The 23,457-nt window shown below is 51.0% G+C and carries 20 protein-coding genes and 2 tRNA genes; 5 read left to right on the top strand and 17 right to left on the bottom strand.

Going from position 1 to position 23,457, the window contains the following annotated elements; genetic code table 11:
• Positions 1-476: 476 nt before the first annotated feature.
• The 9 genes from ACMAY6_RS10060 to ACMAY6_RS10100 form a co-directional block, all read right to left on the bottom strand.
• A complete protein-coding gene (locus ACMAY6_RS10060) occupies positions 477-986 on the bottom strand; it encodes a nuclear transport factor 2 family protein (protein WP_435211507.1) in 510 nt (169 codons plus the stop codon).
• A gap of 12 nt (positions 987-998) precedes the next feature.
• On the bottom strand, positions 999-2,486 hold the full coding sequence (locus ACMAY6_RS10065) for an amidase (protein WP_435211509.1): 1,488 nt from the start codon (positions 2,484-2,486) through the stop codon (positions 999-1,001).
• Positions 2,483-2,962: a VOC family protein gene (locus tag ACMAY6_RS10070; protein ID WP_435211511.1), complete on the bottom strand. Its 480-nt coding sequence runs from the start codon at positions 2,960-2,962 to the stop codon at positions 2,483-2,485. Before ACMAY6_RS10070 ends, ACMAY6_RS10065 begins: the two co-directional genes overlap by 4 nt.
• A gap of 20 nt (positions 2,963-2,982) precedes the next feature.
• Complete coding sequence (locus ACMAY6_RS10075) at positions 2,983-3,792, bottom strand: SDR family NAD(P)-dependent oxidoreductase (protein WP_435211513.1); 810 nt, start codon at positions 3,790-3,792, stop codon at positions 2,983-2,985.
• Positions 3,793-3,795: 3 nt separating this feature from the next.
• Positions 3,796-5,175 (bottom strand): diaminopimelate decarboxylase family protein, encoded by a 1,380-nt coding sequence (locus ACMAY6_RS10080; RefSeq protein WP_435211515.1) that lies wholly within the window; start codon positions 5,173-5,175, stop codon positions 3,796-3,798.
• Between the two features lie 103 nt (positions 5,176-5,278).
• Positions 5,279-6,043: an SDR family NAD(P)-dependent oxidoreductase gene (locus ACMAY6_RS10085; RefSeq protein ID WP_435211517.1), complete on the bottom strand. Its 765-nt coding sequence runs from the start codon at positions 6,041-6,043 to the stop codon at positions 5,279-5,281.
• 42 nt (positions 6,044-6,085) lie between these two features.
• Positions 6,086-7,198 carry an MFS transporter gene (locus ACMAY6_RS10090; RefSeq protein ID WP_435211519.1) on the bottom strand — a complete coding sequence of 371 codons (1,113 nt, stop codon included), beginning with the start codon at positions 7,196-7,198 and terminating at the stop codon, positions 6,086-6,088.
• Between the two features lie 153 nt (positions 7,199-7,351).
• The gene (locus ACMAY6_RS10095; protein ID WP_435211521.1) at positions 7,352-8,398 is read right to left on the bottom strand and encodes an AraC family transcriptional regulator; all 1,047 of its coding nucleotides are present in this window, start codon (positions 8,396-8,398) and stop codon (positions 7,352-7,354) included.
• Between the two features lie 212 nt (positions 8,399-8,610).
• On the bottom strand, positions 8,611-10,767 hold the full coding sequence (locus ACMAY6_RS10100) for a TonB-dependent receptor (RefSeq protein ID WP_435211522.1): 2,157 nt from the start codon (positions 10,765-10,767) through the stop codon (positions 8,611-8,613).
• A gap of 271 nt (positions 10,768-11,038) precedes the next feature.
• Between ACMAY6_RS10100 and ACMAY6_RS10105 the strand changes: the two genes are divergently transcribed.
• The 3 genes from ACMAY6_RS10105 to ACMAY6_RS10115 are packed head-to-tail and all read left to right on the top strand — an operon-like array spanning position 11,039 to position 15,823.
• On the top strand, positions 11,039-12,082 hold the full coding sequence (locus ACMAY6_RS10105; protein ID WP_435211524.1) for an alpha/beta hydrolase fold domain-containing protein: 1,044 nt from the start codon (positions 11,039-11,041) through the stop codon (positions 12,080-12,082).
• A 38-nt stretch (positions 12,083-12,120) separates the two neighbouring features.
• Positions 12,121-12,747, top strand: coding sequence for a hypothetical protein (locus ACMAY6_RS10110; RefSeq protein ID WP_435211525.1), 627 nt, complete (start codon positions 12,121-12,123; stop codon positions 12,745-12,747).
• A 13-nt stretch (positions 12,748-12,760) separates the two neighbouring features.
• Positions 12,761-15,823: a hypothetical protein gene (locus ACMAY6_RS10115; RefSeq protein ID WP_435211527.1), complete on the top strand. Its 3,063-nt coding sequence runs from the start codon at positions 12,761-12,763 to the stop codon at positions 15,821-15,823.
• Between the two features lie 111 nt (positions 15,824-15,934).
• Here ACMAY6_RS10115 and ACMAY6_RS10120 read toward each other — a convergent pair whose 3' ends face one another.
• The 3 genes from ACMAY6_RS10120 to ACMAY6_RS10130 all read right to left on the bottom strand — a co-directional run bounded on the left by ACMAY6_RS10120 (position 15,935) and on the right by ACMAY6_RS10130 (position 17,414).
• A complete protein-coding gene (locus ACMAY6_RS10120; RefSeq protein ID WP_435211529.1) occupies positions 15,935-17,119 on the bottom strand; it encodes a tyrosine-type recombinase/integrase in 1,185 nt (394 codons plus the stop codon).
• A gap of 89 nt (positions 17,120-17,208) precedes the next feature.
• Positions 17,209-17,285: transfer RNA gene (locus tag ACMAY6_RS10125), tRNA-Asp, on the bottom strand.
• Positions 17,286-17,338: 53 nt separating this feature from the next.
• Positions 17,339-17,414, bottom strand: a tRNA-Val gene (locus ACMAY6_RS10130).
• Positions 17,415-17,584: 170 nt separating this feature from the next.
• On the opposite strand from ACMAY6_RS10130, the gene queD reads away from it, so the two are divergent.
• Positions 17,585-17,941, top strand: coding sequence for a 6-carboxytetrahydropterin synthase QueD (gene queD, locus ACMAY6_RS10135; protein WP_435211530.1), 357 nt, complete (start codon positions 17,585-17,587; stop codon positions 17,939-17,941).
• Between the two features lie 392 nt (positions 17,942-18,333).
• On the opposite strand, the gene ACMAY6_RS10140 is transcribed toward queD, so the two are convergent.
• The gene (locus tag ACMAY6_RS10140; protein WP_435211532.1) at positions 18,334-19,110 is read right to left on the bottom strand and encodes an alpha/beta fold hydrolase; all 777 of its coding nucleotides are present in this window, start codon (positions 19,108-19,110) and stop codon (positions 18,334-18,336) included.
• Between the two features lie 52 nt (positions 19,111-19,162).
• On the opposite strand from ACMAY6_RS10140, the gene ACMAY6_RS10145 reads away from it, so the two are divergent.
• A complete protein-coding gene (locus ACMAY6_RS10145; RefSeq protein WP_435211534.1) occupies positions 19,163-19,981 on the top strand; it encodes a hypothetical protein in 819 nt (272 codons plus the stop codon).
• Positions 19,982-19,988: 7 nt separating this feature from the next.
• Here ACMAY6_RS10145 and ACMAY6_RS10150 read toward each other — a convergent pair whose 3' ends face one another.
• The 4 genes from ACMAY6_RS10150 to ACMAY6_RS10165 form a co-directional block, all read right to left on the bottom strand.
• Entirely contained in the window at positions 19,989-20,966 is a 978-nt protein-coding gene (locus ACMAY6_RS10150; RefSeq protein ID WP_435211536.1) for a HupE/UreJ family protein, read from the bottom strand.
• Positions 20,963-21,916, bottom strand: coding sequence for a peptidyl-prolyl cis-trans isomerase (locus ACMAY6_RS10155; protein ID WP_435211538.1), 954 nt, complete (start codon positions 21,914-21,916; stop codon positions 20,963-20,965). Before ACMAY6_RS10155 ends, ACMAY6_RS10150 begins: the two co-directional genes overlap by 4 nt.
• A 9-nt stretch (positions 21,917-21,925) precedes the next feature.
• Positions 21,926-22,744: a crotonase/enoyl-CoA hydratase family protein gene (locus tag ACMAY6_RS10160; RefSeq protein ID WP_435211540.1), complete on the bottom strand. Its 819-nt coding sequence runs from the start codon at positions 22,742-22,744 to the stop codon at positions 21,926-21,928.
• A gap of 104 nt (positions 22,745-22,848) precedes the next feature.
• Positions 22,849-23,403 (bottom strand): nitroreductase family protein, encoded by a 555-nt coding sequence (locus ACMAY6_RS10165; protein ID WP_435211542.1) that lies wholly within the window; start codon positions 23,401-23,403, stop codon positions 22,849-22,851.
• Between the last annotated feature and the right edge of the window lie 54 nt (positions 23,404-23,457).

The raw sequence follows: 23,457 nt of genomic DNA on the forward strand, positions 1-23,457 counted from the left end.
ACTCGTTCGCAATTTGCCTTAAATTTTGCCTTAAATTCCTGTCAGAATTTGTAAGTCACTGAATTTAAGAAAGAATTTAGGGGGGAAAATGGCGGAGCGGACGGGACTCGAACCCGCGACCCCCGGCGTGACAGGCCGGTATTCTAACCAACTGACTTTATTGACTTTTTTCTAACTCTGATGCATCTGCACCAAGTGCTAGACTACCACAATCCACCCTACTTACACAGAGTTGCTACACAGAGTTTAAGTGGGCATTTACCTTCAACTGCCGAGCCAATTTAGACCCCCGGGGGCCGTGGAGCCTCTGTTGTTTGTTCTAGTGATCCTTCCCAGATACATCAGAGGTGGATTCGGAGTAGAAGGAGCCAAAGCAGAGCCGTAAAAACAAAAAAGCCCAACACGTGCCTGGTTCTGTGAGGTATTCATTTGAGCCTTATTTCCGAAATGAATGGCTCATGAGTGCGTCGATTTCTCTAGCGAAGCCCAAGGCCTGACATAGCTTGTTCGGGAAGTAACTCGCCCCAGGGCTCCTTGCCCCACCCCTGCTCGTGATCGCAACAAAAGTGTACTCTCGCCTCTACGTGTTCAAACATCCACTGGCCCTCTACTCTCAGGTACCGCTCTTTGTAATAACCGCAGGCCCAGAAAGCCCGATCACCTTGTGGGTGAACGGTGGTGCAAAGCTGTAGCAAACGCCAGTCACCGCGCGCCTTGTCGCCGTCGACCTCTATAATAGGGTTAAGCACAAGGTGCTGATTCAATTTGAAGTAGGGCCAGACATCATTGTACATTTTGCAGATACTGTTCCGCCCTATATACACCCCATCATCTCCTTCATCTAAAGTAGCGGTAGGTGTAAATAGCGACGCAAATTCATCTGCCTGGGTTCCGCTGTCGGCGTACTGACAGTACTTGGCCTTCAGCAGTTTAATGGCTTCGATATCCAATAGCTGGGAAACAGCCTGTAATGTGTCTTTGTCCAAGGTGAATCTCCCTTATGCCGTCGCCACATTGTAAGGAGCCAATTGTGAAAACCACTCTGGTTTACCGTCTTCCAATTGACCTGCGATATGGATTAAATCTGTCTCGGCTGCCCACGGTGCATAGAATTGCACTCCCAATGGACAGCCGTTTATATCCAGACCAGCAGGCAAGCTGATGGCAGGCAGGCCGGTGTCGTTGCCTGGCATGGTGTAGCGACACAGGTTCATGCCGTGGTCGAAAAATTCGTCAAAAGAAAGTGAGCTCGATAGGGCGTATTGCTCACTTTGCACTTCGGGACACCTATCCCCCAGCGTTGGGCTTAGTAGCAGGTCAAAACCTCTTTCCCAAAACTGACCAAATTCGCGGGAGGTTTGTGCATTAACCGCAAGGGCATTCATAAAATCATCGACTGTTACCGACTTGGCCGCTTCAATTAGTTTCAGGGCTTGGCTGCTCGTGTTTTCCGGGGTCAAGGTAACGCCGAGGTGTGCTGCTGCGGCGGGAATAGAGTTGCCTAATGGGGCCACCCAATTGGCTAGCTTGTATGAGGCAAAGAGTTGCTCGAAGTTGCATAGATCACGGTCGTTTATCTGCTCCACGATGTGACCCTGACCCTGGAGCCATAGGGCTACCTCATTGACACGTTCAATGTGCTCCGCCGGAACTGTCTTGGCGCGTGACCAGTTGCCAGTGGATAGTGCAATTCGCATTTTTCGTGGCGGCACTCCCAGTTGTGCTGTCAAGCTTTCAGGTTTGGGATAGGGCATGAAACCTGTGCCCAGTGGCTTGTGGCAAATTAGATCATGAATCGCTGCAGTGTCGCGTACAGAGCGCGTAACAATCCCTTCAACTCCACTTGGCAGTAAGCCTTCATGTAAGCCTGCGGGTAGAGGTAGGCGGCCACGGGTGTGCTTTAAACCTACTAAACCATTCCAACTGGCAGGCAGACGAATGGATCCACCCCCATCCGATGCGCTGCACACCGGTAGTATGCCCGCGGCCACAGCCGCTGAAGAACCGCCGGAGGAACCTCCTGCTGACCGATCCAGACTCCAGGGGTTTCGTGTAATACCAAACTTGATGGTTTCGGTTACGCCGGCCATGCCGTCTTCAGGTGTGGTTGTGCGGCCAATCAAATTAAAACCGGCCTGACGAAGGTTTCGGGTGAACGGATCGTCGTCATCAGCGACATTGCCCTCCTGCCAGGCGTAGCCACTTTCCTGTACTCGACCCTTCATACGCGATGCCAGATCTTTGAGCATCATCGGTACACCGGCAAAGCTTCCCTGGGCATTCATGCCATCTTTGAAGGGGTCATTAACAACATCCTCAAAGACTTCTATTACAGCATTGATCTTCGGATTTACCCGTTCCGTGGCCAATGCAGCTTGTTGAGCGATCTCAGCGCTGCTGACATCTCCGCGGTATATCATTTGCGCCAGATCTGTGGCATCGCAGCGCATATACTCCTCCCACGCCAAAACCCCTTCTTCGCTCATGGATGTCCTCCTAGTAATTGGTTGTAGCTGTAGGGCAGACCATCGACCAGCTGTTGGATTTCTATAACATTTCCAAAGGGATCGCGACCGTATGTCATCACATATCCTTTACCGGCCTTGACCGGTGTGTGATGCCAGCGCACGCCTGCGTCTTCAAGATAATGATAAGCTTCGTTTATATCTTCCACTTCAAATGCTAGGTGCGTGTAGCCATGATCACACACCCGTCGCTCGTTTTGTGGCTTTGGTTCAGGGCGGTGAAACTCGAAAATTTCCAAAAAAAGATTGCCGGCCTTGACCATCAATACCTGACAGTCTGCTCCGTTCAGGGCGGTGACTTTATCTCCCTCTACTGAGGGGGGGAGGTGGGCTTGATCGGCAATCGAGAACCCTAGTTTGTCCACGTAAAAACTTTTTGCCGCGGCCAAAGAGGGCACCGACATTGCAATATGATGAACACCTTTAAAGCCAAACACGGCAATCTATCCTGTGTAATTTAGAGACCAGGAGCCATGCCGCCGGCGACAGGGAGCGCAACCCCATTGATATAACTGGCAGCATCACTAGACAAAAAAACCACACTTGAGGCAACCTCCTCCGGCCCAGCCCAACGTTCCAAAGGCACCAGGTCTGCGCCGACCAATCGATTTTTGGCTTCCTCGAAGGACTCACTCTCAGCTCGTAGATGCTCGACTTCTGATTGCCCCATTTGTGTCCAGATCATTCCGGGGCATATGGCATTTACCCTAATTTTGTGACGGCCAAACTCAGCTGCAAGCGCCTTGGTCAAACCTACCACGGCAAATTTGGTAGCAGTATATGCAGCCATCAAAGGCGCGGCCCCCAGTCCAGACAGTGAGGCATTGTTGACGATGGCTCCGCCTCCGCGACTGATCATTCCTGGCAATGCGGCTTGGCAAAAATCCGCCATACCTTTGAGGTTCACCCGGTAGCTGATATCCCACTGCTGGTCTGTCATGCAAAGAAAATCTCCACAACCTGCAGGGCTACCGGCATTGTTAAAGAGCACATCAATGCTTCCAAAGTGCTCGGTAACACTGCTAATGCAGTGATCGATCTGCTGCCTGTCTGTAACATCAACTGCCAGCGCCATCGCTTCACCACCGGAGGAGACAATGTCAGCGACACGCGTCTTCAGTTGAATCTGCATGTAAGAGCTTTGCACAAGGTCTGTTAATACAACTCGGGCTCCACTCCTAGACAGCGCGCATGCTGTGGCGTATCCCATGCCCATTGGGTGGGCCGCGCCGGTGACAATAGCAACCTTGTTTTTGAGACTGTCCACCTGTCAGACCTCCGCTGAGGCAAATCTGTCGGGGATTATGTCTCTTGCAAATACCTCATCAACGGTTTCATGCCGCTTCACCAGCTCTGCGCTATTTCCCCTGACGAGGACAGTTCCAGGTCGCGGTAGGGCGTTGAAGTTGGCTGCCATAGGCTCAATGTATGAACCGGTATTGAGTAGGGCCACCACGTCGTCTACCTGCAGAGGCGGTGTGTTGACCTGATTAAAGAGAAGTTCAGCGTTACAGGTCTGGCCTACCAAATCCGCAGTTATAGTCATCGGTTGATCCGCCTTATTGGCGAAAACGAGATCGAATGGAGGCTCATCATTGAATCCAGGCACAGCCAGGAAAACTTCTGACGTATCAAGTTCCACCCATCTTCGCGGACGGTTTTCTGTCTCCTCTTTGATATTACGCACTGTTGTTAGATGCACACCGGTATCGCAATGCAGTCCACGGCCGGGTTCCACTTCTATGGTGATCCCAGTAGGGTCCAGCGATACTTCATGCATTGCAGCGCGAAAACTATCGGTGATGCACTTCGCATATTCTTCCAGGCTGGGGCCTTCATAGCCCTGTAAGACGACGTCTGTATCTCTGTCGGGGAAACTGGGAAAGCCGCCGCCGAAGTCGAGCTCCCGGGGTACCCAGCCTTCCATTAAGTCGCTCAAACGCTTGGTTAACAGCACGCAGTGGCGAACCCATGACTGCCACACTTCTATCTTTTTACTGTGCCGGCCCATATGCGCATGGATGCCGATGGGCTCAATGTGGGGTAGTTCAATTGCCAGGGGCCCCATGTCGAGTACTTCTGACGTCGGTACGCCATACTTGATCAACTGCGTCATCTCGCGAATATCCAGATCGGGAAGAAAATCAGACTTCGTTTCCAGCTCTGACATAAAAGGCTTGATGCGAAACATCACTTTAGCCACTTTCTTGAGCTTAGCAGCTTCTTCCTCACACAGTTCCAGTTCCCTCGGACTGTCCAATACAATGCGGGCGCCCAGGTCAATGGCGCGGTGAATGATGCTCCGGTCTTTGATGGAGCCGTTGACGGAAATATCACCGGGGCTTACGCCACCGCGCAGAGCGCCTTCAAGTTCGCCCGGGCCGAACACATCGCAGCCGCAGGTTTCGTCGCTCAGAACCTGCCGAACTGCAAGCACGGGACTGGCTTTCAATGCCGGCATTATTCGCACCTGTCCCTCAGGCCAGCACTTCTGGAAGGCTGATTTATAACGGCGCAAGTTACTGCGCAGGTGGGATTCTGAAACCACAAAAAGTGGAGTGCCAAATTGCTTGGCAAGCTCTGTTGAATCACAATCCTCGATAAAAAGATGGCCGCCTCGAACACTCAAGCTCTCGTTGATTGGTTGCATATCTGGCTCGAACCTCGTTGTTCAGGGCAATGACGGGCTTTTCATGTTGAAAGACTACAAGTGGTTGAGTCAGGCTAGTATGGCGCTTCTGGTCACAGCATTATCATTTCTGGCCGAATCCGGGGAGCAGCTTATCCATGAGCGCATAGTTCAGTCCCGGTAGGCAACCACCGTCGACCGCAATGGCCTGTGCGTTGACATAGCTACTGTCATCTGCCGCAAGGAAGTGGAAGACAGCCGCCTGCTCCTCGACTGTTCCTGGACGCCCTGCCAGAGTCAAATACTGCATGATTTTGGTTTCACCACTGTCGGCTGGTTCCATTGGCGTCGTCGTTGTCCCAGGGCATACCGCATTGACGCGAATTTTGCGGCTTGCCAACTCAACAGCGCACTGCTGCGTCAGTTTCACCACGCCGGCCTTAGATACTGAGTAGCCGGTATACTCCGGCATTGTTATAAACGCTGCGAGGGAGCTGGTGTTAATGATGCTGCCACCATCATTCATGTGTTTTGGCCCGTGTTTCAAGCCGTACAATACACCGTTTAAATTGACCGCCATGGTTTTATGAAATGCATTGGTATCAGCATCGACAATCGGACCTTCGTCCAGGCCGACGCCCGCGTTATTGACTAGAATATCCAGCTTTCCAAAACGACTCTCTACTTCAGCAAAGACCCGCTCAAGGCTTTCTTCGCAGCTTACATCTAGAGCGACAAAGTGAGCGCCACTGTCTCGCAGTTTTGGTGACAAATTTAGGTCTGCTGCGATTACTTGGGCACCGGCTGCAATAAAACGCTTGACGACCGCCAACCCAATGCCGCTACTTCCGCCGGTTACAAGAGCGTTTTTTCCTGTCAATGCAAACATCGATTGTCCTTTATTTTCAGTTTATATTTTGTACTGGAACATTCATTCGTTGATCCGAGATACTCTGTTTAGCAATGGCACGATCATCGCAAGGCAGACAATGAATGCGCTCATCGAGACCCAGGCGGCCAACTGGAAACTATCGCCGACCAAAAATATTCCGACCAACATCGGGCCCAGTGCATAGCCTCCTGTTTGGGCCGCTGGAATCAGCACCATGAATCGCCCGGAACGGTCAGCTGCTGAAATTGCTCCCATCAAGTACGGCAAGGTTAGATTCCAGTTGAAATTAAACAGTGCTGTTGCCACCAGGTAGCTGTACCAATCATTACGTGTTGCCAGGAGCAGGCAGGTTAGAACCTGCAGGGTTAATGCAACTACTATGGGTAAAACCCGCCCTAGGCGAGTTCCCAACACCGCTGCCATCAAGGCACCAAAACCCCCGATCAGCCCCGAGACAGCCAGGGCGTTGCCGATATCTCCCATAGCGAACCCGGCGCTGCTGCCGATACGTTCCATAAACGCCCAGCTACTACCCAGGCCTATGCTGAACACGATCAAACTCACTAGAAGCGCAGCTCCCAGGAAATTATAACTTTCGCTTGTTGCGCTCTTGCTGGTTTCGTATCTTGACTGATGGGGAAGTAAAAAAAGACACAGGAATGCCGTAGAAAGCAAGATGGCCAGACTCACGGTGACGCCGGGTAGTTGCCAGCGTTCCATCAGCAGTGGCACTGTCGACATGCCGACAGCCAGAGAAAGCACATGAGTGACCACCGCTATAGCGATAATTCGATCTGCGTTTTTGAGTTGCCCAAACAAGCCCAGCGTCAAGGCATAAAGTACACCTGTCCCAAGAAAACCGGTGGTGAATCGAATCAGCAGTAATTGGGAAAAGTCCGTCGCCTCACTGGTTAAAAGATTACCTAGTACTGACACCGTTATGGCGAAAAGGCCAGCTCTTCGTAAACGAACTCTCGGAAACCAGTAGCCGGCACTCACGGATGCAAGGCAACTCCCACCTAGCTCGGCCCCACCGATAAAGCCCAGTTGGCTTCCGCTTAGAGAAAAAGACTCCGCAAGCACGCCGAGAAAAATGGGCTGAATATTGCTGGTCAGCGCCGCTACAAGCGACAACCAGATCAAACTAATCAAATAAATCCTGGGAGGGTTCTGATTATCGGATGTAGTGTCTACCAAGATTGGCTTGTCCAGTTGATCCTATGGAGCTAGGTTAGAGGTGCTCTGATCATCGATCTATATCTCGGTTGGCCAGTAGCTTGTTAATACTGGCCAGCGGGGTATGAATTACTGCGGACCTGACCCGGACAAGCGATAGTCACCAGGAGTCTTGCCGAACCATAGCTTAAATGCACGGTGAAAATTGGAAGCTTCCGAATAGCCCAGCAAAAAAGCAATCTCTTGGGTCGTCAACTCCGTCTGCCGCATGTATTCACCGGCCATACCCATGCGTAATTCGTTGTGGATCTCTTTAAAAGAAGTACCTTCATCACTTAGACGCCGGCGCAAGGTCCGATAGCTGATATGAAGTTTGCTGGCGACATCCTCTGGAGTAGAAATGCGTCCCGCTTGGTTGATGATTAGCTTACGAACTTGTTCCACCAAACCCTCTTGCTGGGTTAGACCTTGCAGTAGTGTATGGCACTGCTGTTCACATAACTTGGCAGTCAGTTCGTCAGCCATTACGATGGGGCCTTCCAACAGTTCTGCAGGAAAAACCAGTTCGTTGCGGGCTTGTTGATAAAAGACGGGGCAACCGACAAGCGTCTGTAGCTCCTGGGCGTAGTCAGGTTCAGGGAGCGACAGATTGACGCAGGTGTACATGGACTCCTTGCCACTCCACATGTCTCCCGCGGCTATGGTCCACTGTCCAACAGCTTCCTCAATGTCGAAGCGAAGGAGGTTCTCATTACTGCATGACGAATGAATTTCGATCATTGCATTGCCACCTTCCTCCCTCAACGCTTCGCGAAATGAGGCACTGCTACCTACTATTTGCTGGAAACGAAAAAAAGTCTGTAGGAATTGTCTGATAGTTGAACTGCTGACACAGGCATAACCGAGCACGCCAAAGTCACTGAGAGAAAATCTTTGCCCCACTTTGCAGCCGAAAGCTGGGATGTCTAGTGTTGCCAATACTTGGCTCAGAAAGCCGTAATACTGTTCACCGGTTAGGTCACTACTTGAATCTGAAATGGCCTCCAAGTTTAGGCCAGCCGAATCGAGTAAAGGACTTAGGTCATAGTCGTGTTCTTTCGCAACCTCCAGGACGTAGGCGATATTACTGTGTGGCACGGTGCCAAGTCTGGTTACTACGCTCGTGCCAGCTTGCATTGCCCACTCCACCGTCAATTAAACTCCACAGATGAGCTGGCCAACAAGACGTGGCCAGTAATGACACATGAAGCCTATGATAATGCCGAGGGGCAGTTTGTCCAGCGTTCGGGGTTTGGGGCTTGTGTGAGAGATACCCGAAAAAAGTTGAGGGGATTTAAAAAAAACCGGCCCTGGGGCCGGATTAACGAGTCTTTATAGCTATTCAGGTGCTAAAAGTACACGTTGAAATTAACCTTTAGCAATCTGGGCAGGCCGCGATTTATCTGTGTTCCTGTCCCCAGCCCAATATCTTGGCGGGCGGCGGCATACTCTTCATCGGCTAAATTGTCGCCACTGAATGACAAATCCCAGGTTCCGCTACCTGGTGTATAGGTGATTTTGGCATTCAACAGCCCGTAACCGTCTTCTTCCAATGTGTTGCCTGGATCAAAGAAAAAGTCCGACTGATAGACGTACATGGCAAACCACGCTAGGTTACCATCGCCAATGGCCATATCGTACTTAATGCTCGCTGCGTAGCTGTTTTCAGGGGCGTAATTAAGAGTATTCCCCTTCAGAAAACCATCGGTGTACTCAGAGTCGATATGGCTGTAATTGGCACTGAACAGCAGACTTGCTGATGGCGCGTAAGTCCAGTCGAGTTCGAGGCCTTTAACTTCTGCCTGGGCCGCATTGCTTATTAAAATACCACCAATAGTGGCGCTGGCAACCTGCAGGTCTTCGTAGTCACTGAAGTAAACGGCGCCGTTGAGTCGCATGGAGCCATCCAGAAACTCTGTTTTTGCACCCATTTCATAGGAAAGATTGGTTTCCGGATCGAATGGCGCGACTGCGTCACCAAAAAAATCCGCATCAAAATCTGCTGCGGCGGGATTAAAACCACCAGCCTTGTAGCCTTTCGTTACGCTGGCATACAGCATGGAGTCGTCATTCGGAGCATAGTCTAGGACAAGTCGCGGTGTGAAATCTGACCAACTTTCAGAGTCGCACAGTTTCTGTGGTGTATTAACCCCTATAAACCCTAATTCGGCGACACCGGAGGTACACCAATCCTTTTCGTCACGTGACCAGCGGCCACCCACGGTTACAGCCAGCGCCTGAGTGGCTGCCCAACGTGCATCTCCGTAAATTCCCCAGGCTTCGTTGTCACCCTCGGTGGTGTTGCGGTCGTGAGCGAGAAGCCCGAGCCCCAGAGCGGTATCAATCATGTTGACGCGCTGAGTTTCATTTAGTTCTTCGCCAAAATAATTAATGCCTACAAACCAGTCTACGGAGTCAGTGGCTCCACTGAGACGAAATTCCTGGGCCAGGGTTTGTCCATCGAAATCTTCGTTGGCGAACTCAAGCGTAATACCACCTGTAACAACCCCAAGTATCGCATCGATAAGAGCGTCTGCATTTGAACCGTCAACGTCTTGCCGGTATTCGAAGTCGAATTTTCGAGCATCTGTAATAGAGGTGAGTGTCATGCCATTGTCTAACTCCCAAGTTAAACGAAGGTTCGCACCTCTGGTTTCATTCTCTTCACGGTCCAAGGTTGATCGGGCAATCTTGTCTGGAAATTCATCTCCAGGTTCGACGGTGGAAATTTGTGGGTTGTAAACGCCCCCTAGATTAGTTTCCTGCTCGCCATAGTTTAGTGTCAGCAGTGCGGTGAAATTATCGGAGAAGTCGAATCGTCCGGCCAATCGGAAGCTGTCTTCGTCTCGAAAGCCTTCCTCTCGGTTAGCCACTTCCTCCCATAGGCCTTTCAGCCGCGTACCGTGATAGGCAAAGCGCAAAGCTGCTCTTGGGCTTGCAGCCAGGTTTGCCACGATATCATATTCTTCCTGGCCTTCGTTTCCGGCCCCAATGCCTAAGTGCAGAGTACTTTCGTCAGCGGGCTTATTGGTGGTCATGGAAATCGCGCCAGCTGCCGCGTTACGACCGAACAGGGTTCCCTGAGGACCGTTGACCGCTTCTATCCGCTCGAGATCAAAAAAGGCGCCTGTGGCCAGGTTGTTGCGGCCGACGTAGGCCTCGTCTATGTAAACAGCAACACTTGGTTCTGAGCCAGTGCTCCAGTCATTGGTGCTAATACCCCGAACGGCCCAGGCATTGGTTGTGATTCCTGCAGTTGTGCCGGTAACACCGGGCAACATGGGAAGCACCCTGGTAATGTTGTCTACCCCAGTGTCTGAGATCATTTCTGCGCTCAGTGCTGAAATAGCCACAGGGACATCTTGGGCGCTCTGTACGCGTTTTTGGGCTGTGACAACGACCTCCTCCAAGGTCGCTTGTTGTGCCAAAGCCGAGTCTGGTTGTAACGCGACTATAGCGGTAAATAGCGCAATCACTTTGCTCAAAAACGTCTTTTCGAAAGGCATTTGTGTTTTCCTCGTTGTATTAACTGCTGTCGATTTGATTTTATTTTGAGTTCAATCCGAGCCTGAGACTTTTTTAAATTTGGACTAGGGTCCACAGTGCCCAATTTCCCCCAGGCCAACATTGGCAGCGCTGGCCAATAGGGTATCAATATTGGCCATATAAGCATTTCCTCCGCTCAGGCGATGGCAGCAGGGGCGGCATTGCCCTAGGATCACATTGAATTTTTCAGCGTAAGATATGTCCGGGTACTGCTAATCGAACGGGGTTTTGATGATGAAGTCTACTGTTTTTACCCTCTGGCTATTGTCCTGCGTGGCTCAGGTGGCCCACGCCGCAGATGAATGGGAAATCGCGAAGCGCCGGGTGCCACCGCCGGCGGGCGCCAGTGAACAATTGCGAAAATCCATTGCCCGTACTTCCGCGCCAGCGGTCAGTGGCCAAGCTAAGGCACCGCAAACCAATGCGCAATGGCACTCCGCGCAAATGCAGGAACAGGAAATAGAGATAGCCCGAATCGCGCGGTGGGCAGATACCTTGGGAGTGCAAATAGAAGAAAAGGAGGTAGCAGGCATTCCTGTTTTTTTGATGATCCCTCTAAGCTTGGACGAGAGCAAAAAAAATCAACTTTTTATACACCTTCACGGCGGAGCATACGTGTTTGGAGGCGGTAGGGCAGGGATTGGTGAGGGCTTGTTAATAGCCAACAGACTTACCATGCCGGTTGTGTCAATCGACTACAGAATGCCGCCTGAAAACCCGTTTCCAGCCGCGATCAATGATGTTGTCGACGTGTACAAAAACCTCCTTGAAAGCTACGCGCCAGAAAAATTAGCGATCGGTGGCAGCTCTGCAGGTGGGGGATTGGCTCTAGCTTCCGTTCATAAGTTTGCGTTGGTGGGCCTGCCTTTCCCTGGGGCGATCTACGCTGGTACTCCCTGGGCTGATCTGAGTAAAACCGGTGACACTCTGTTTACCCTTGAAGGAGTGGACCAAGGCTTGGTTACCTATGAGGGTGTTCTTGAGTCAGCTGCTAAGCTGTACGTTGCGGATAATGACTTTAGGTCGGCTCTGGTATCTCCAGTGTACGGAAGCTTTTCAGGTTTTCCTCCCACTATTTTGATATCAGGCACAAGAGACATGTTTCTAAGTGACACTGTGCGAACGCATCGAAAATTAAGGGGCGCGGATGTAGTTTCGGATTTGCACGTCTATGAGGGGATGGCTCATGCGCAGTATTTGTACGATATTGACTCGCCTGAATCCCTCGATGTCTTCGCTGAGCTACAAAAATTTATGAGCGAGCACCTTCAGTAATTGATGCCGGTGCATGGCACGACAGAAGGGCGCTGGATTTGAACGATCAACCGCTAACACAAACTTCTGATAACACTGGCGCTATTGTTGCCGCCGTTACCTTTGCGGTAGTGGGTGTATCATTTTTTATGTCTATGCCGGTAATGGTGGGAGCGTGGTCAGAATACGCGGGATTTAGTGAGCAGCAGGCAGGATACCTTGCGGCACTTGAAAACGGCGGCACTATTCTCTCTTCCTTGTTTGTCTCCATTTCACTGAACCGCGCGGATAGGCGTACGCTCGCGATCGGAGGAATTTTTTTCGGGGTGGCAGCAAATTTGGCATCAACTGCTTTGGCAGACTTCTATGCTATAGGCTTCTGCCGCCTTTTGTCAGGGTTTGGGTGCGGAACTTTGTATGCGCTTGGTTTAGCCGCACTCGCCGGTACCAGCAACACGGGGCGTAATTTCAGCATCCTTCTATTCGTTCAAGTCAGCTTTGGCATGGTGGAGATCAACCTGTTTAGTGCGCTGGCAGAACGAGCAGGTATTAACGGTATCTATCTCAGTATGGCGTTTGCTTCTGCCGCTTGGCCCCACGGTGCGCTAACGGGCCTGCTGAGACCTGCATTTAAGCGGTTTCATATGCATCAAAATCAAGGTTCAATATGTAGAAGCTGCCACTAAGGTAACTACATTTATGAATAAAACAGTGACTGTTCTTACTGCACCGGGGAAACGACTCTGCAAATACTTTAGCAGTGCCACAAGCGAATTATGGCAATCAGCTAAGTACTTCACAGCGAGTGAAATATCATTATCGGGCATCGAAGGCTTCTACAGCCTGATTAGCGAAAGCGCAGATTTAAGAGATCGGTGCATTATCAGAGGCCGCTTGAGAGCTGATGCTGATCACAGTAAACCTGTGAGGCGGCAATTAAACCGGCAGCGCAGTGCAGATCCAAATGAGGAGGCTTTTGAAGACGTGCCACGCGAGTGGATCATGATTGATATTGATAAGCTTGCTCTCCCCAGCCAACTAAAAACCTCGACCGACCCGACAGCTTCTGTCAATTACGCAATATCCTTGCTACCTGAAGAGTTTCAGAACAAAACCTGTGTATGGCAGCTATCAGCCTCTTGCTGTCTAGTGAACGACAGTATTTTCTCTGCTCACTTGCTCTTTTGGTTGAGCGAACCAGTAGCAAATGAGCATCTTCGCTTGTGGGCTAAAAACGTAAACGCACAGGCAGGTCTTAAACTTATCGACCATGCCCTATTCAACGCAGTTCAAATCCACTACACAGCGAATCCTATCTTTGATGGCAGGGAAGATCCGATCAAGGCAGATCGGGTAGGTATAATTAGAGGCGCCTCCGATGAGGTATCGCTGATTTTTAAACCGCCCCAGAAAACAGAGCAAAGCCGATCAACTAGCGACTCCTCTGCGGTGGGAGGATTGGGCTATGAAGGTCAAATGGCTTACCTCGGAGATGGTCAAGGCAACCAAGGTTTTAATGACGTCCTCTTAAAAGCTACCGCTAAGTTTGTTGCAGCTAGGACTAGGGAAAAGGCGTTAGGCGAACTTGAAAACCTAAAGGCAGATGTTCGTCGACGTATTGATGCCGCTGATCAGAACAATCATAGCCAAACTGATATAGACCGGTATAAGTCTGATGCTTATCTAGACCCTCTAATCTTGGGCGCTATTGAGAAATTCTCAGAGTCGACGCCACCTTACTGGGATAAGCCTCTGATGACTTTATCGGAGGGTGAAAAGCGCCTTCGGGAGGTCATCGACAACTTTAGTAAGCAAGCTATCGCCTCTTGGGATAATCCTTTGGATTTTGACACGCCAATTTTCGCTATCAGGGCTACGGCTGGACTAGGCAAGACCCGTAGCGTTATCAAACAGCTCCTCGCTTACAAGCTCCTTGAGTATGGGGATGTCCACTACTACGTCCCAAACCATCGACTGTCTCGTGAATTAGAAGCTGACCTAAATGACGAATTAACCCTAGATTTACCAAAGGATGGTTCTGCACTTAAACGCGCGCGAGTGATTTACGGCAGATCACAAAAAGACGCTTCCGGAACCCCAATGTGTCGTAAAGCCACTGTCGCAAACGCCATCTCAAAGGCCGGCGGCAGCGCCTATCAGCTTCTTTGTAAAAATAACTCAGGGCAGTGCGAGTTCTTTGATAATTGTACGTACCTTGATCAGCTTGATGAGGTTGATGCGTTACCCGATGACATGAAACCCATGCTCACAGAAGTAAAGGTCATGTCTCACAACCATCTTTTTTATCGCACGAAAGAGAGATTTCTTGAGCCATCGCTCGTGGTTATTGACGAGAGCTTTATTAGAACTCCGCATGTGGAAGTGAAGATTCCAATCTCGGATATTCTTAGCTTCGGCGATCCGAGTTCTCACATAGCCGCAGTGGCAAACATATTGTCGCGTGGAGCAAAAAATATACTCGGTCAATTGAGGGCGCTGTGTACATCGCATGATTTGCTTGAGGAGCTGGAGGAATACGAGAGCATTCAAGCGAACCTATTTTCAACGCTCCGTATTGACGACTCGTTACAACAGCAAGAACACGTGGCCGAAAAGCTGCAATCGAATGACACGTCTCTACTCATCCGCACGCTAGCCTATGAGATGCAGGTAACAGATCGCGATGAGTCGAATGCCGTCATAAGTGATGGTACGGAAGCGACTGTGCTTAAGCGGAGAGACCTGCACTTACCTGACGCCCCCCTACTGCTGATCGACGCCGATGCGAATCCATTGCTCCTAAAACAGTTTTTCGGTGATCGAATTACTGTTGAAGACATTCGTGTAGAGCGCGATGCGGAAGTCTATCAATTTAGTGATAGGACATTTTCCAAAACGGCTTTTGATAAGAATCCTGAACTGATCACTCAAGTCGGCAACTTCATCAGTGGTGTATCTGCCAGCGGTAAAACGTTAGTAGTTTCTAACAAGGGGTTAGAAGAGGATTTAGCCGGATTGGATGTTGGTGACGCAACCTTGGATCACTTCAACAACCTGCGCGGTGTAAACCAATATAGCGATTTTGAAAACATCATCATTGTTGGGCGAATCCAACCCAGCTCGGTTGATATTGAAAAGCTGGCGAGAGGACTCTGGTACGACGCTGAAGAACCGTTTTCCTTGCTTGAGGAGAAGTCAGGTAGTCGCCCTTTGGAGTCTGAAAAGCGCGGGTATCGGCTCAAAGGCGACTCTGGTTCTGCCATCACTCAGGTGCACCCTGATTGGCGCGTGCAGGCGCTTTTGGAGCAAATGAGGGAGAGTGAAAGCACCCAAGCAATCGACCGCCTAAGGCTGCTCAGGCCGCACCCAGAGGGGCTTCAGCGGCGCGTCTTTATTCTGTGCTCTGTGCCGCTAGATGTCACTGTGGATCATCTGGAGAGCTGGAGTGGGCTGCAAAAAATGATAGCGCTAGTGCAGAGTTGTGACGGCATAGTTCCATTAAATAAAAAGCACTTATTGGCGGCTTGCCCGGAACTATCCTCAGAGCCAACCGCGCAACGTAGGATTACTGATTTAAAAAGGATCACTTCCCTAATAAGTATATCTATTAGAGGTTTGATCCTTTTAACAGCCCAATACAAGTTGCGCGGACAGAAACGTCCCAGTGAAGTCCTTTATGACGCCCGATTCGATTCAGAACAGGTTCAAAAGAGGCTTGAACAGCTCACTGAAGACGCAATTGAGATGCTAGAGGGTGCCTGAGAGGCATACACACTCATCCGCTTCAATATTCACGATATTCACCATGAAAATAACATCCGAGTACCTTACAGAGATTGGCGTGTAAGCCTTATTCCAATATGCAAAATGGGCTTAGAACGACTGCGTTTGCTCCAGTGCTGTAATCGCCGAGGTGAGCTGCTGTACGGATGATCCACCCGAGTAAACGTTGTAAGTGATGTTCGGTTTTTCATGCCCCACTAAATCAGCAGCGATGCCCTCTGCTATTCCGGCTTGCTCTAATGTCGTGACAACAAACTTCCGTATGGAGTGAAAACATTTAGTCCGGCTCTGCCCATCAGCGAGGACATCTCTTTTCAACCTGCCAAACCGCTTTCCCACGGCGTTGGAGCGCCCTGCCATATTTAGTCTGTCCAGATCAAAAAGCTCCATGAGCTTTGGCGCCACCGGCACAACTCGACCAGACGAGGCTTGCGTTTTAGCGTCCTCTTTAACCTTAAAGCAGGTAACGCCTTCAACAGTGACCAAGCTTTCTGTAGTTAGCGCCCCGATCTCAGATAGACGCATACCCGTATACCTCGCGATGTCTATATAGGCGACCAGCTCAGCATCGCCTTTTTCTTGAGCTACAGCCCTGATAGCTAGGATCTCTAGATCAGTCATCGGGCTATATTTCACCGGTCTTTTTAGCGCCTTTGGAAATCTGACTTGCCTAAAAGGATTTTGCAATTGAGCGTCTAATAAGCCTTGGTATTGAAGCCAAGCGACGTACTCTGACAGATACCCTAAGGCTTTTTGCATTGTCTTAACCGCTCGACGTTGCGCTTCTGGCTTTGCTTCCTCAGCAAATAACCATCGCTGTGCAGCCTCTTTGCGGAGATGACGGGTCGTCGGCATGAATCGTGTGGCTTCTAATATGTACCGTCGTGCTTCGATACGTGCTTTGTAATTTTTGTAGTGATGGGCAGCAAATGCCTCCATGTGAACCGGCAGAGGCAAGCCATTCCCCCACTCTATCCCCTCAAAGTAGGCGTGCTCCGATGGCTTCAGTATCTCAAGCCAACCCCATTTGTTCGCTGAGGACAGATTTGGCGTCTCGGCGATGCCGGCCAATTCGAAGGCTAGGGGGTCATTTTGTGCAAGCTGGATGAGGGACTGCCACTCCGCAAGCCACGGTGATGACACTAAGGTGGCCTCTCTTCGACATTTTGTCCGAGTCGATCGCGCAAACCGTTGCTTGCCCAGCACTGCATGGAGCTGTTTGGGGATTTTGAGTTCTGCTTGCCAAATACCTGTTTTTAACCGCGTCAAATTCATCGCTAGTGCCCTGCTCTGAGAACAAAGTACACAGACGACTTACACAGAGTCGGATCAAAAAGTCAGCGTTTATGCGGCTTTAAGGAAAATGGCGGAGCGGACGGGACTCGAACCCGCGACCCCCGGCGTGACAGGCCGGTATTCTAACCAACTGAACTACCGCTCCAGGTAGACGACACATGAGGTGTCTGTTGTGTGCGATTCAACCTTTTAAGAGGTTGGTGGGTGATGACGGGATCGAACCGCCGACCCTCTGCTTGTAAGGCAGATGCTCTCCCAGCTGAGCTAATCACCCTGATCTGCAGCCGCGCATTATAAGTGGGTCGCCCGTGCTGTCAATGTTTAACGTGATTTTTCCAAAAATGCCTTTTATGGGTGTACACTCGCGCGACTTTCTGCGCGGCCTGCATTAAGCGAGTGCCGATACACTACCCAACTGCGACTTTTGAGAAATACGGTGCCACCATGGAACTATACAAAGACTTTCGATTTGAAGCGGCACACCGCCTCCCCAATGTTCCCGAGGGACACAAGTGCGCGCGGCTGCATGGACATTCCTTTCTAGTCAGACTCACTATCTCCGGTGACGTTGACCCGCAGACAGGATGGCTCATGGATTTCGATGATATTAAAAATGCCTTTGCGCCGCTGTTGGACCAACTCGACCATTACTATCTCAATGATGTCCCTGGCTTGGAGAACCCAACCAGCGAAATTTTAGCGAAATGGATTTGGGACAGGTTAAAACCCAACTTGCCAGAGCTCGCCGCCGTGGAAATCCGCGAAACCTGCACCGTAGGCTGCACCTATCGAGGCGTATAACGTCTTGGGCGACCTCAAACCGACTGCCTGGCACAGCAAAATCGCCATTTGTCTATGGCCATTTACGAAATTAATCAAAAACTTTTAAGAAAAAAACTATTCTTATTTTAGGTTTTCGGGTTGACGCCAAAAATGCTTTATGCACACCCGCGCCACGAGCACCCTCTTCAGTGGAGTTAGAGCCCGCACTGGGAGTTCTTCCGAAGATATAAGGTATAAACCATTGTTTTTAATGATCTTTATAGTATTGATCAATTTTTGACCAATCTAAAGATTTTGTGGTGCGCGTTGCCTTCTTGCCGCAGTTGAACAAAATATCCACCAAATTATCCACAGGTTCTGTGGATCATAACTCCCTGTGGATGATTATCCGGAGGTGGTCAGAGACCGGTTCAATCCGCAAAGAACTCCAATACCTGTTCGTTGAACAAATCTGGGGCTTCAGCATGTAACCAATGCCCCACGCCTTCCAATGTTTCCAGCCGAAAATTTGGAAAGAGCCGCTGCGTGGCGGGAAGATATTTGTCATCGACATAGCCAGATAGTGCGCCGCGAATAAATAGTGCCGGATGCTCAAACGGGGTATCAGAACTCAGCCCCGCCAGCAGCAACGGATAGGCTTGGGCAAGCGCGGCATGATTCAAACGCCAAACCAAGGCAGTAGCACCCTCCTCCTTGCCCAAACTTAACAGCAGAAACTGCCGTACGTTGGGCTCATCAATATAGCGCTCCAAAATCAGACCCGCGGCCTTCCGGGTCGCGCATCCCGCTTCGGCGACTGCCTGTAAGCCCTTGAAAACCGCCTGATGACTGGGCGCATAGGTCACCGGCGCGATATCGGCCACAATAAGACGTTTGATCCGCGCTGGTCGCTTTAAGGCCAGCGCCATCGCCACTTTCCCGCCTAAGGAGTGGCCCAGAACATAGGCACTCTGTATGCCTTGCGCAGTCATCCAGGCATCGACAGCGTCGGCATAGCTATTAATAGAGGGGCCTGCATCGCTCCAAGGAGATTTACCGTGATCAGGCAGGTCGAGACTGTGCACTCGAAATTTAGTCTCAAGCGCTCTAGCGATGCTCTGCAAGTTACTGCTCTGCCCAAAAAGCCCGTGCAACAGGACAACATCGCCACCCTCTCCCTGAACTTTCCCGTGAAGGCCCTTTCCCATGTGCTTGTCTCCTCTGCTAGCATGTCGCAAAGACTCGCTAGGAAATACTGCAATGCATCAGCGCCAACCTTTACGCTCGCGCCTCGTCGCCAAAGTTACTCTACTAGCTGCTCTACTGGCCATGGCCTCTGGGTGCGGCACGACAGGAACCGGATCGGGCTATAACGCCACGACCAATCCTAACCAGTTTAATGAAGCCGTCGTTGCTGAAAAGCCTATAAAAAATGTTGTCATCGCTCACGTCAACATCGGCTCGCCATCGAGGAACTACATTAAACGCTCAGAGTCGATGGTCGACGGCCAGATTGCCGAGTATTTGCGAGACAATGGTTACAACATTTTACCCCAGCGCGAGTTTTCACAGCGCTGGAACAACGCCACACTGATCTACGGAGATCCGGTAGACCCAACCACAGGTCGTCTCAACACCAAAACCTTTATCCGAATCACGCAGTCAGTGCGTGATGATATGCGTGACAAAACCGATGTCGACGCTTTTATCTTTACTGACCTGATCGAGCACGATGCCATTGTTTCAGGTGGCATGAACCACATTGCAAGATTTAATGGCGTTTCACGCAAGCCCTCTCTAAAGGGCCCAGGTGATGGTGTCTCTTCAGACTTTGACTGGTCACGCCCCGTGTCTGCCGTTTCTCTGCAGATTAGTGTTTACAACATTGACCTTGATCAAGTGTTTGCCGGCTTAGGTGGCATTGATTTAACCGATGCTATCGATACACGCTCGGGCAACGGCTGGGTGCGTCGTAAAGACATTCTGGAAAATGAGAATTACATTGAGCAAGGTATTCAGCTTGCACTGCATCCGTTAATCGTTATGGATAACTGGCCGGGGGAAAATCCCAACAAATAAAGGCCGATTAGCTGAGCGCCTCTAAACCCCGCTCAATGCACCACATCGCGCTCAGCACACCAAGCACTAGAACAGGAAGCTGCAGCACAACAGCTGGGGGGTGGGCTAGCAGGCGTCTAAACGCCAGCCCCAGCCCCAGCAACACCGCTATGAATGCCAGCTGACCAAACTCAATACCCACATTAAAGAACAGCAGAGCCAATGGCAGGTTTGCCTGAGGTAATCCGGTATCTGCCAAAGCGCCGGCGAACCCCATGCCGTGGAGTAAACCAAAGAGCCCCGCTAGCCACCACGGCTGACGCCACAGCCATGATTGCCCGCGTTCTCGGGTGAGCTCCAGCGCTAATACAAATATTGAGAGCGCAATCAAAAACTCAATGAACGCCACGGGATAATCAAACACTCCCAGCGTTACCATTGCCAAGGTAATGCTGTGCCCAACCGTAAACGCTGTAATTGTCCAAATGAGGCGACGACCACCACCGACCAGCAACAGAAGGCCGAGTACAAACAACAAGTGGTCAATACCCGCCCAAATGTGTTCAGCCCCTAGCACACTGTACCGGCCAACAACTTGCCACCGATCAGGCTCTTCGGGCACCACAAATGTCGACTCATCAGCCGTCAACACCGCCTGGTGGTCAATGTCATCCGCAAGCGCCACATTTAACATGACAGAGCTCTGGTTGGGTCCCAAGCCCGCGACACCTATCGACTGGCCAATTAAACCCCCTGCACATTGGTAAGTACTTTGACGCAATTTACCGGTGCCCTCCCGAATCCAGGGAGATTCCTCCGACAATTGGCAAACCTTGGGGAGCACCGGCGACATAGGAATGTCGCTGATCTGCTGTATTGGTGTTTTCCATGTCACCGAATAGGTGTCACTGCCAGATTCAGTTATCTGCAGCAGAGATGGTGCAAAACGATGCGCCTCCACAGATAGGGAGAACACCATGAGTAGCGACAATGAGAGAAACTTCACGACCGTCTCACCTCGTAGTTAGCCATCCACTCGGCTACTGCGTTCGCCACCGCCTGGGCCTCTGCCTCGGTCTTTAAATCCCAGCGCAGCTTATCGGCAACTTCATCCAAACGCTGATCGCGTTCAGGTGCAAAGGTCTCTACATAAACAAGGTGCTGCCCGTAAACGGAAGTCATAGGCCCAAGCCAACTTTTCACCGCTTGACCCGGAGAAGCCGCCTGAAGCGCCACTGTAAACTCACGCCCCAGGCGGGAATTCACTTCCTGCCAAGTCGAACTCGCAAAGTGAAACCCTGACAAAAAGGCTTTACCCAAAAGAATAGCCTCTGAGGGAGGCAATGCATCTGCCTTGATCTGCTGGAGAATATTCGCCGCCTCTTCTTTAGACACCTCGCCTAAAAAAACATGGCTAAAACCCACTCTGGCGGGCTCCCGAAAGGTATTCTCCCTAGCTTCAAAGGCGGCTTTCATGGCGCTTTCCGAAGGTTCATCAAGTCCCGCACCAGCAATAATTAGCTGAGTCATCACCTGTAATAAACGCCGTCGTATCACCTCGTCGGTCAAGTGCATATTGAGCTGGCGCCCTTGCTCAACCAATGTCGTATCGTCTAGCTCGCTATCTGGACTCAGAAAGCGCATGTTTCGAAGAATGCGCTGGTCGATAACGGGATCAAGCAAATGCAACTGTCGATCTAATGCTTCGAGAAACAACAACTCATCGCGAAGCTCTAGATCAATAAAACGCTCGATATCAGCCTCCGTGGGAAGCCCACCCACCATCTTAGCGTAACTGTCGGCCATCACCTCTAGCCGAGCAGGATTGGGCGGCCCTAAAACCGGTTTAGGCTCAGGGTAAAGGGCTGCCAACACGGTATATAAGGCTGCGCCCAACAACAAAAAATGCAGCCAAACCGGACCCGGGAAAAAGCGCTTGGTAAAAAATTGAGCCATCAGCCTCCCTCAGTCCAAAAATTTTGGGAGGCGCTTTTCCAGCTTGGCTGTCATAGCCTCTTCAACGTCGATCTTGCTCATCATGGCTGCATTCCAAATCGCCACGTATTCAAGGCCATCCTCCACGGTGTGGTCGCGGGCGTAATTGAGCACCCGCTTGGTACCACGCACCGCCAGCGGAGTTTTTTCTGCAAGCTGCGCAGCAATCGATCGCACGCTAGACATAAGCGCGTCGCGATCTGGGTAAACCCGGGTAACAAAGCCACTCTCTTTGGCTTCTTCAGCGTCCATGTTACGTCCGGTAAGTGCCAACTCCCTAACCAGGCCATCGGGCATGAGGCCGGGTAAGTTTTGAAGCGTACCGACGTCGGCCACAATGCCAATATCAATTTCCTTGACGCAAAAAGTCGTCGCAGCTGCGCAGTAACGCATATCGGCGTAGCAGATCATGTCGATAGCAGCGCCAATGCAAGCCCCATGAGTGGCTGCCAGAACCGGTTTTTTACAAATCCGCAGGGACTGCAGGTTACGCTGCAGTCCCTGAAGATGATCTACAAATTGCTCATTCGCCCGAGATGGGTCTTCATGTTCGGTTGTAATGCCTGCAAACATCGAAAGATCAATGCCAGCACAAAAATGCTTACCTTCACCGCTCAGTATGATCACCCTGACCTCAGCCGTTCGGTCGGCCCACTCAAAAGCCTCTTGAAGCTCATGCCACATGGGTCGATTTACCGCATTGGCACTCTCAGGCCGGTTCAATCTGATATCGAGGATATGGTCTTCAAGATGTAAAGCTAACGTTTCTGTATTAGGACAATCTGCCACGTCGGGTCTCCCAAAGATTTAAAGTGTCGAGCTGAACAAGACGGCGGGAAGATTACGCGCCACCCTCAGCCAATGGCAAGCCTAATTTTTTGACATAGATGCTGTCAATACATAGTTAAATAGGTATCAAGCTCAGGCTCTACCAAAGGCTTTACCTCGCCCTTTCGAGTGCCGAGATACAAGAAGCCAATCACCTCATCACTGGGACCGCCACCCAACCCATCGATCACAACCGCATCCTGGGCATACCACCCAGTCCGCCACATAGCACCAAAGCCCTGAGCTTCCGCTGCCAACGACATGCCGTGCAGGGCGCAAGCAACAGCGGCCACCTGTTCAACCCTTGGCACCTTTGGGTGCTCTACGGGCTTCACGAGTCCTGCAATAATCAGTGGCGCGCGCAGCGGAGCGGCACGGGCTTTCGATAACTCAGCGTCAGTCGCCGTGGGGCGGGTTAAGGTCAAAGCCTTGGCAAACAGGTCGCCTAGGGCCTCCCGGCGCTCACCTTGAATGGCCACAAAATGCCAAGGACGAAGGCGCCCATGGTCAGGGGCCCGCAGCCCGGCAGCTACGATTGACTGCAGCTGCTCTGCATCAGGGCCTGGGGCAATAAGCTTGCCGTGAGAGTTACGTTGTTGCAATGCGGAGAGAACTGACATGCCTAAAACAGCCTTAATACAGGAGCGCTAAGAATAACAGCGTCAGAGCACCAA

The organism is Luminiphilus sp. nBUS_16, assembly GCF_051201645.1.
Taxonomy (GTDB): domain Bacteria; phylum Pseudomonadota; class Gammaproteobacteria; order Pseudomonadales; family Halieaceae; genus Luminiphilus.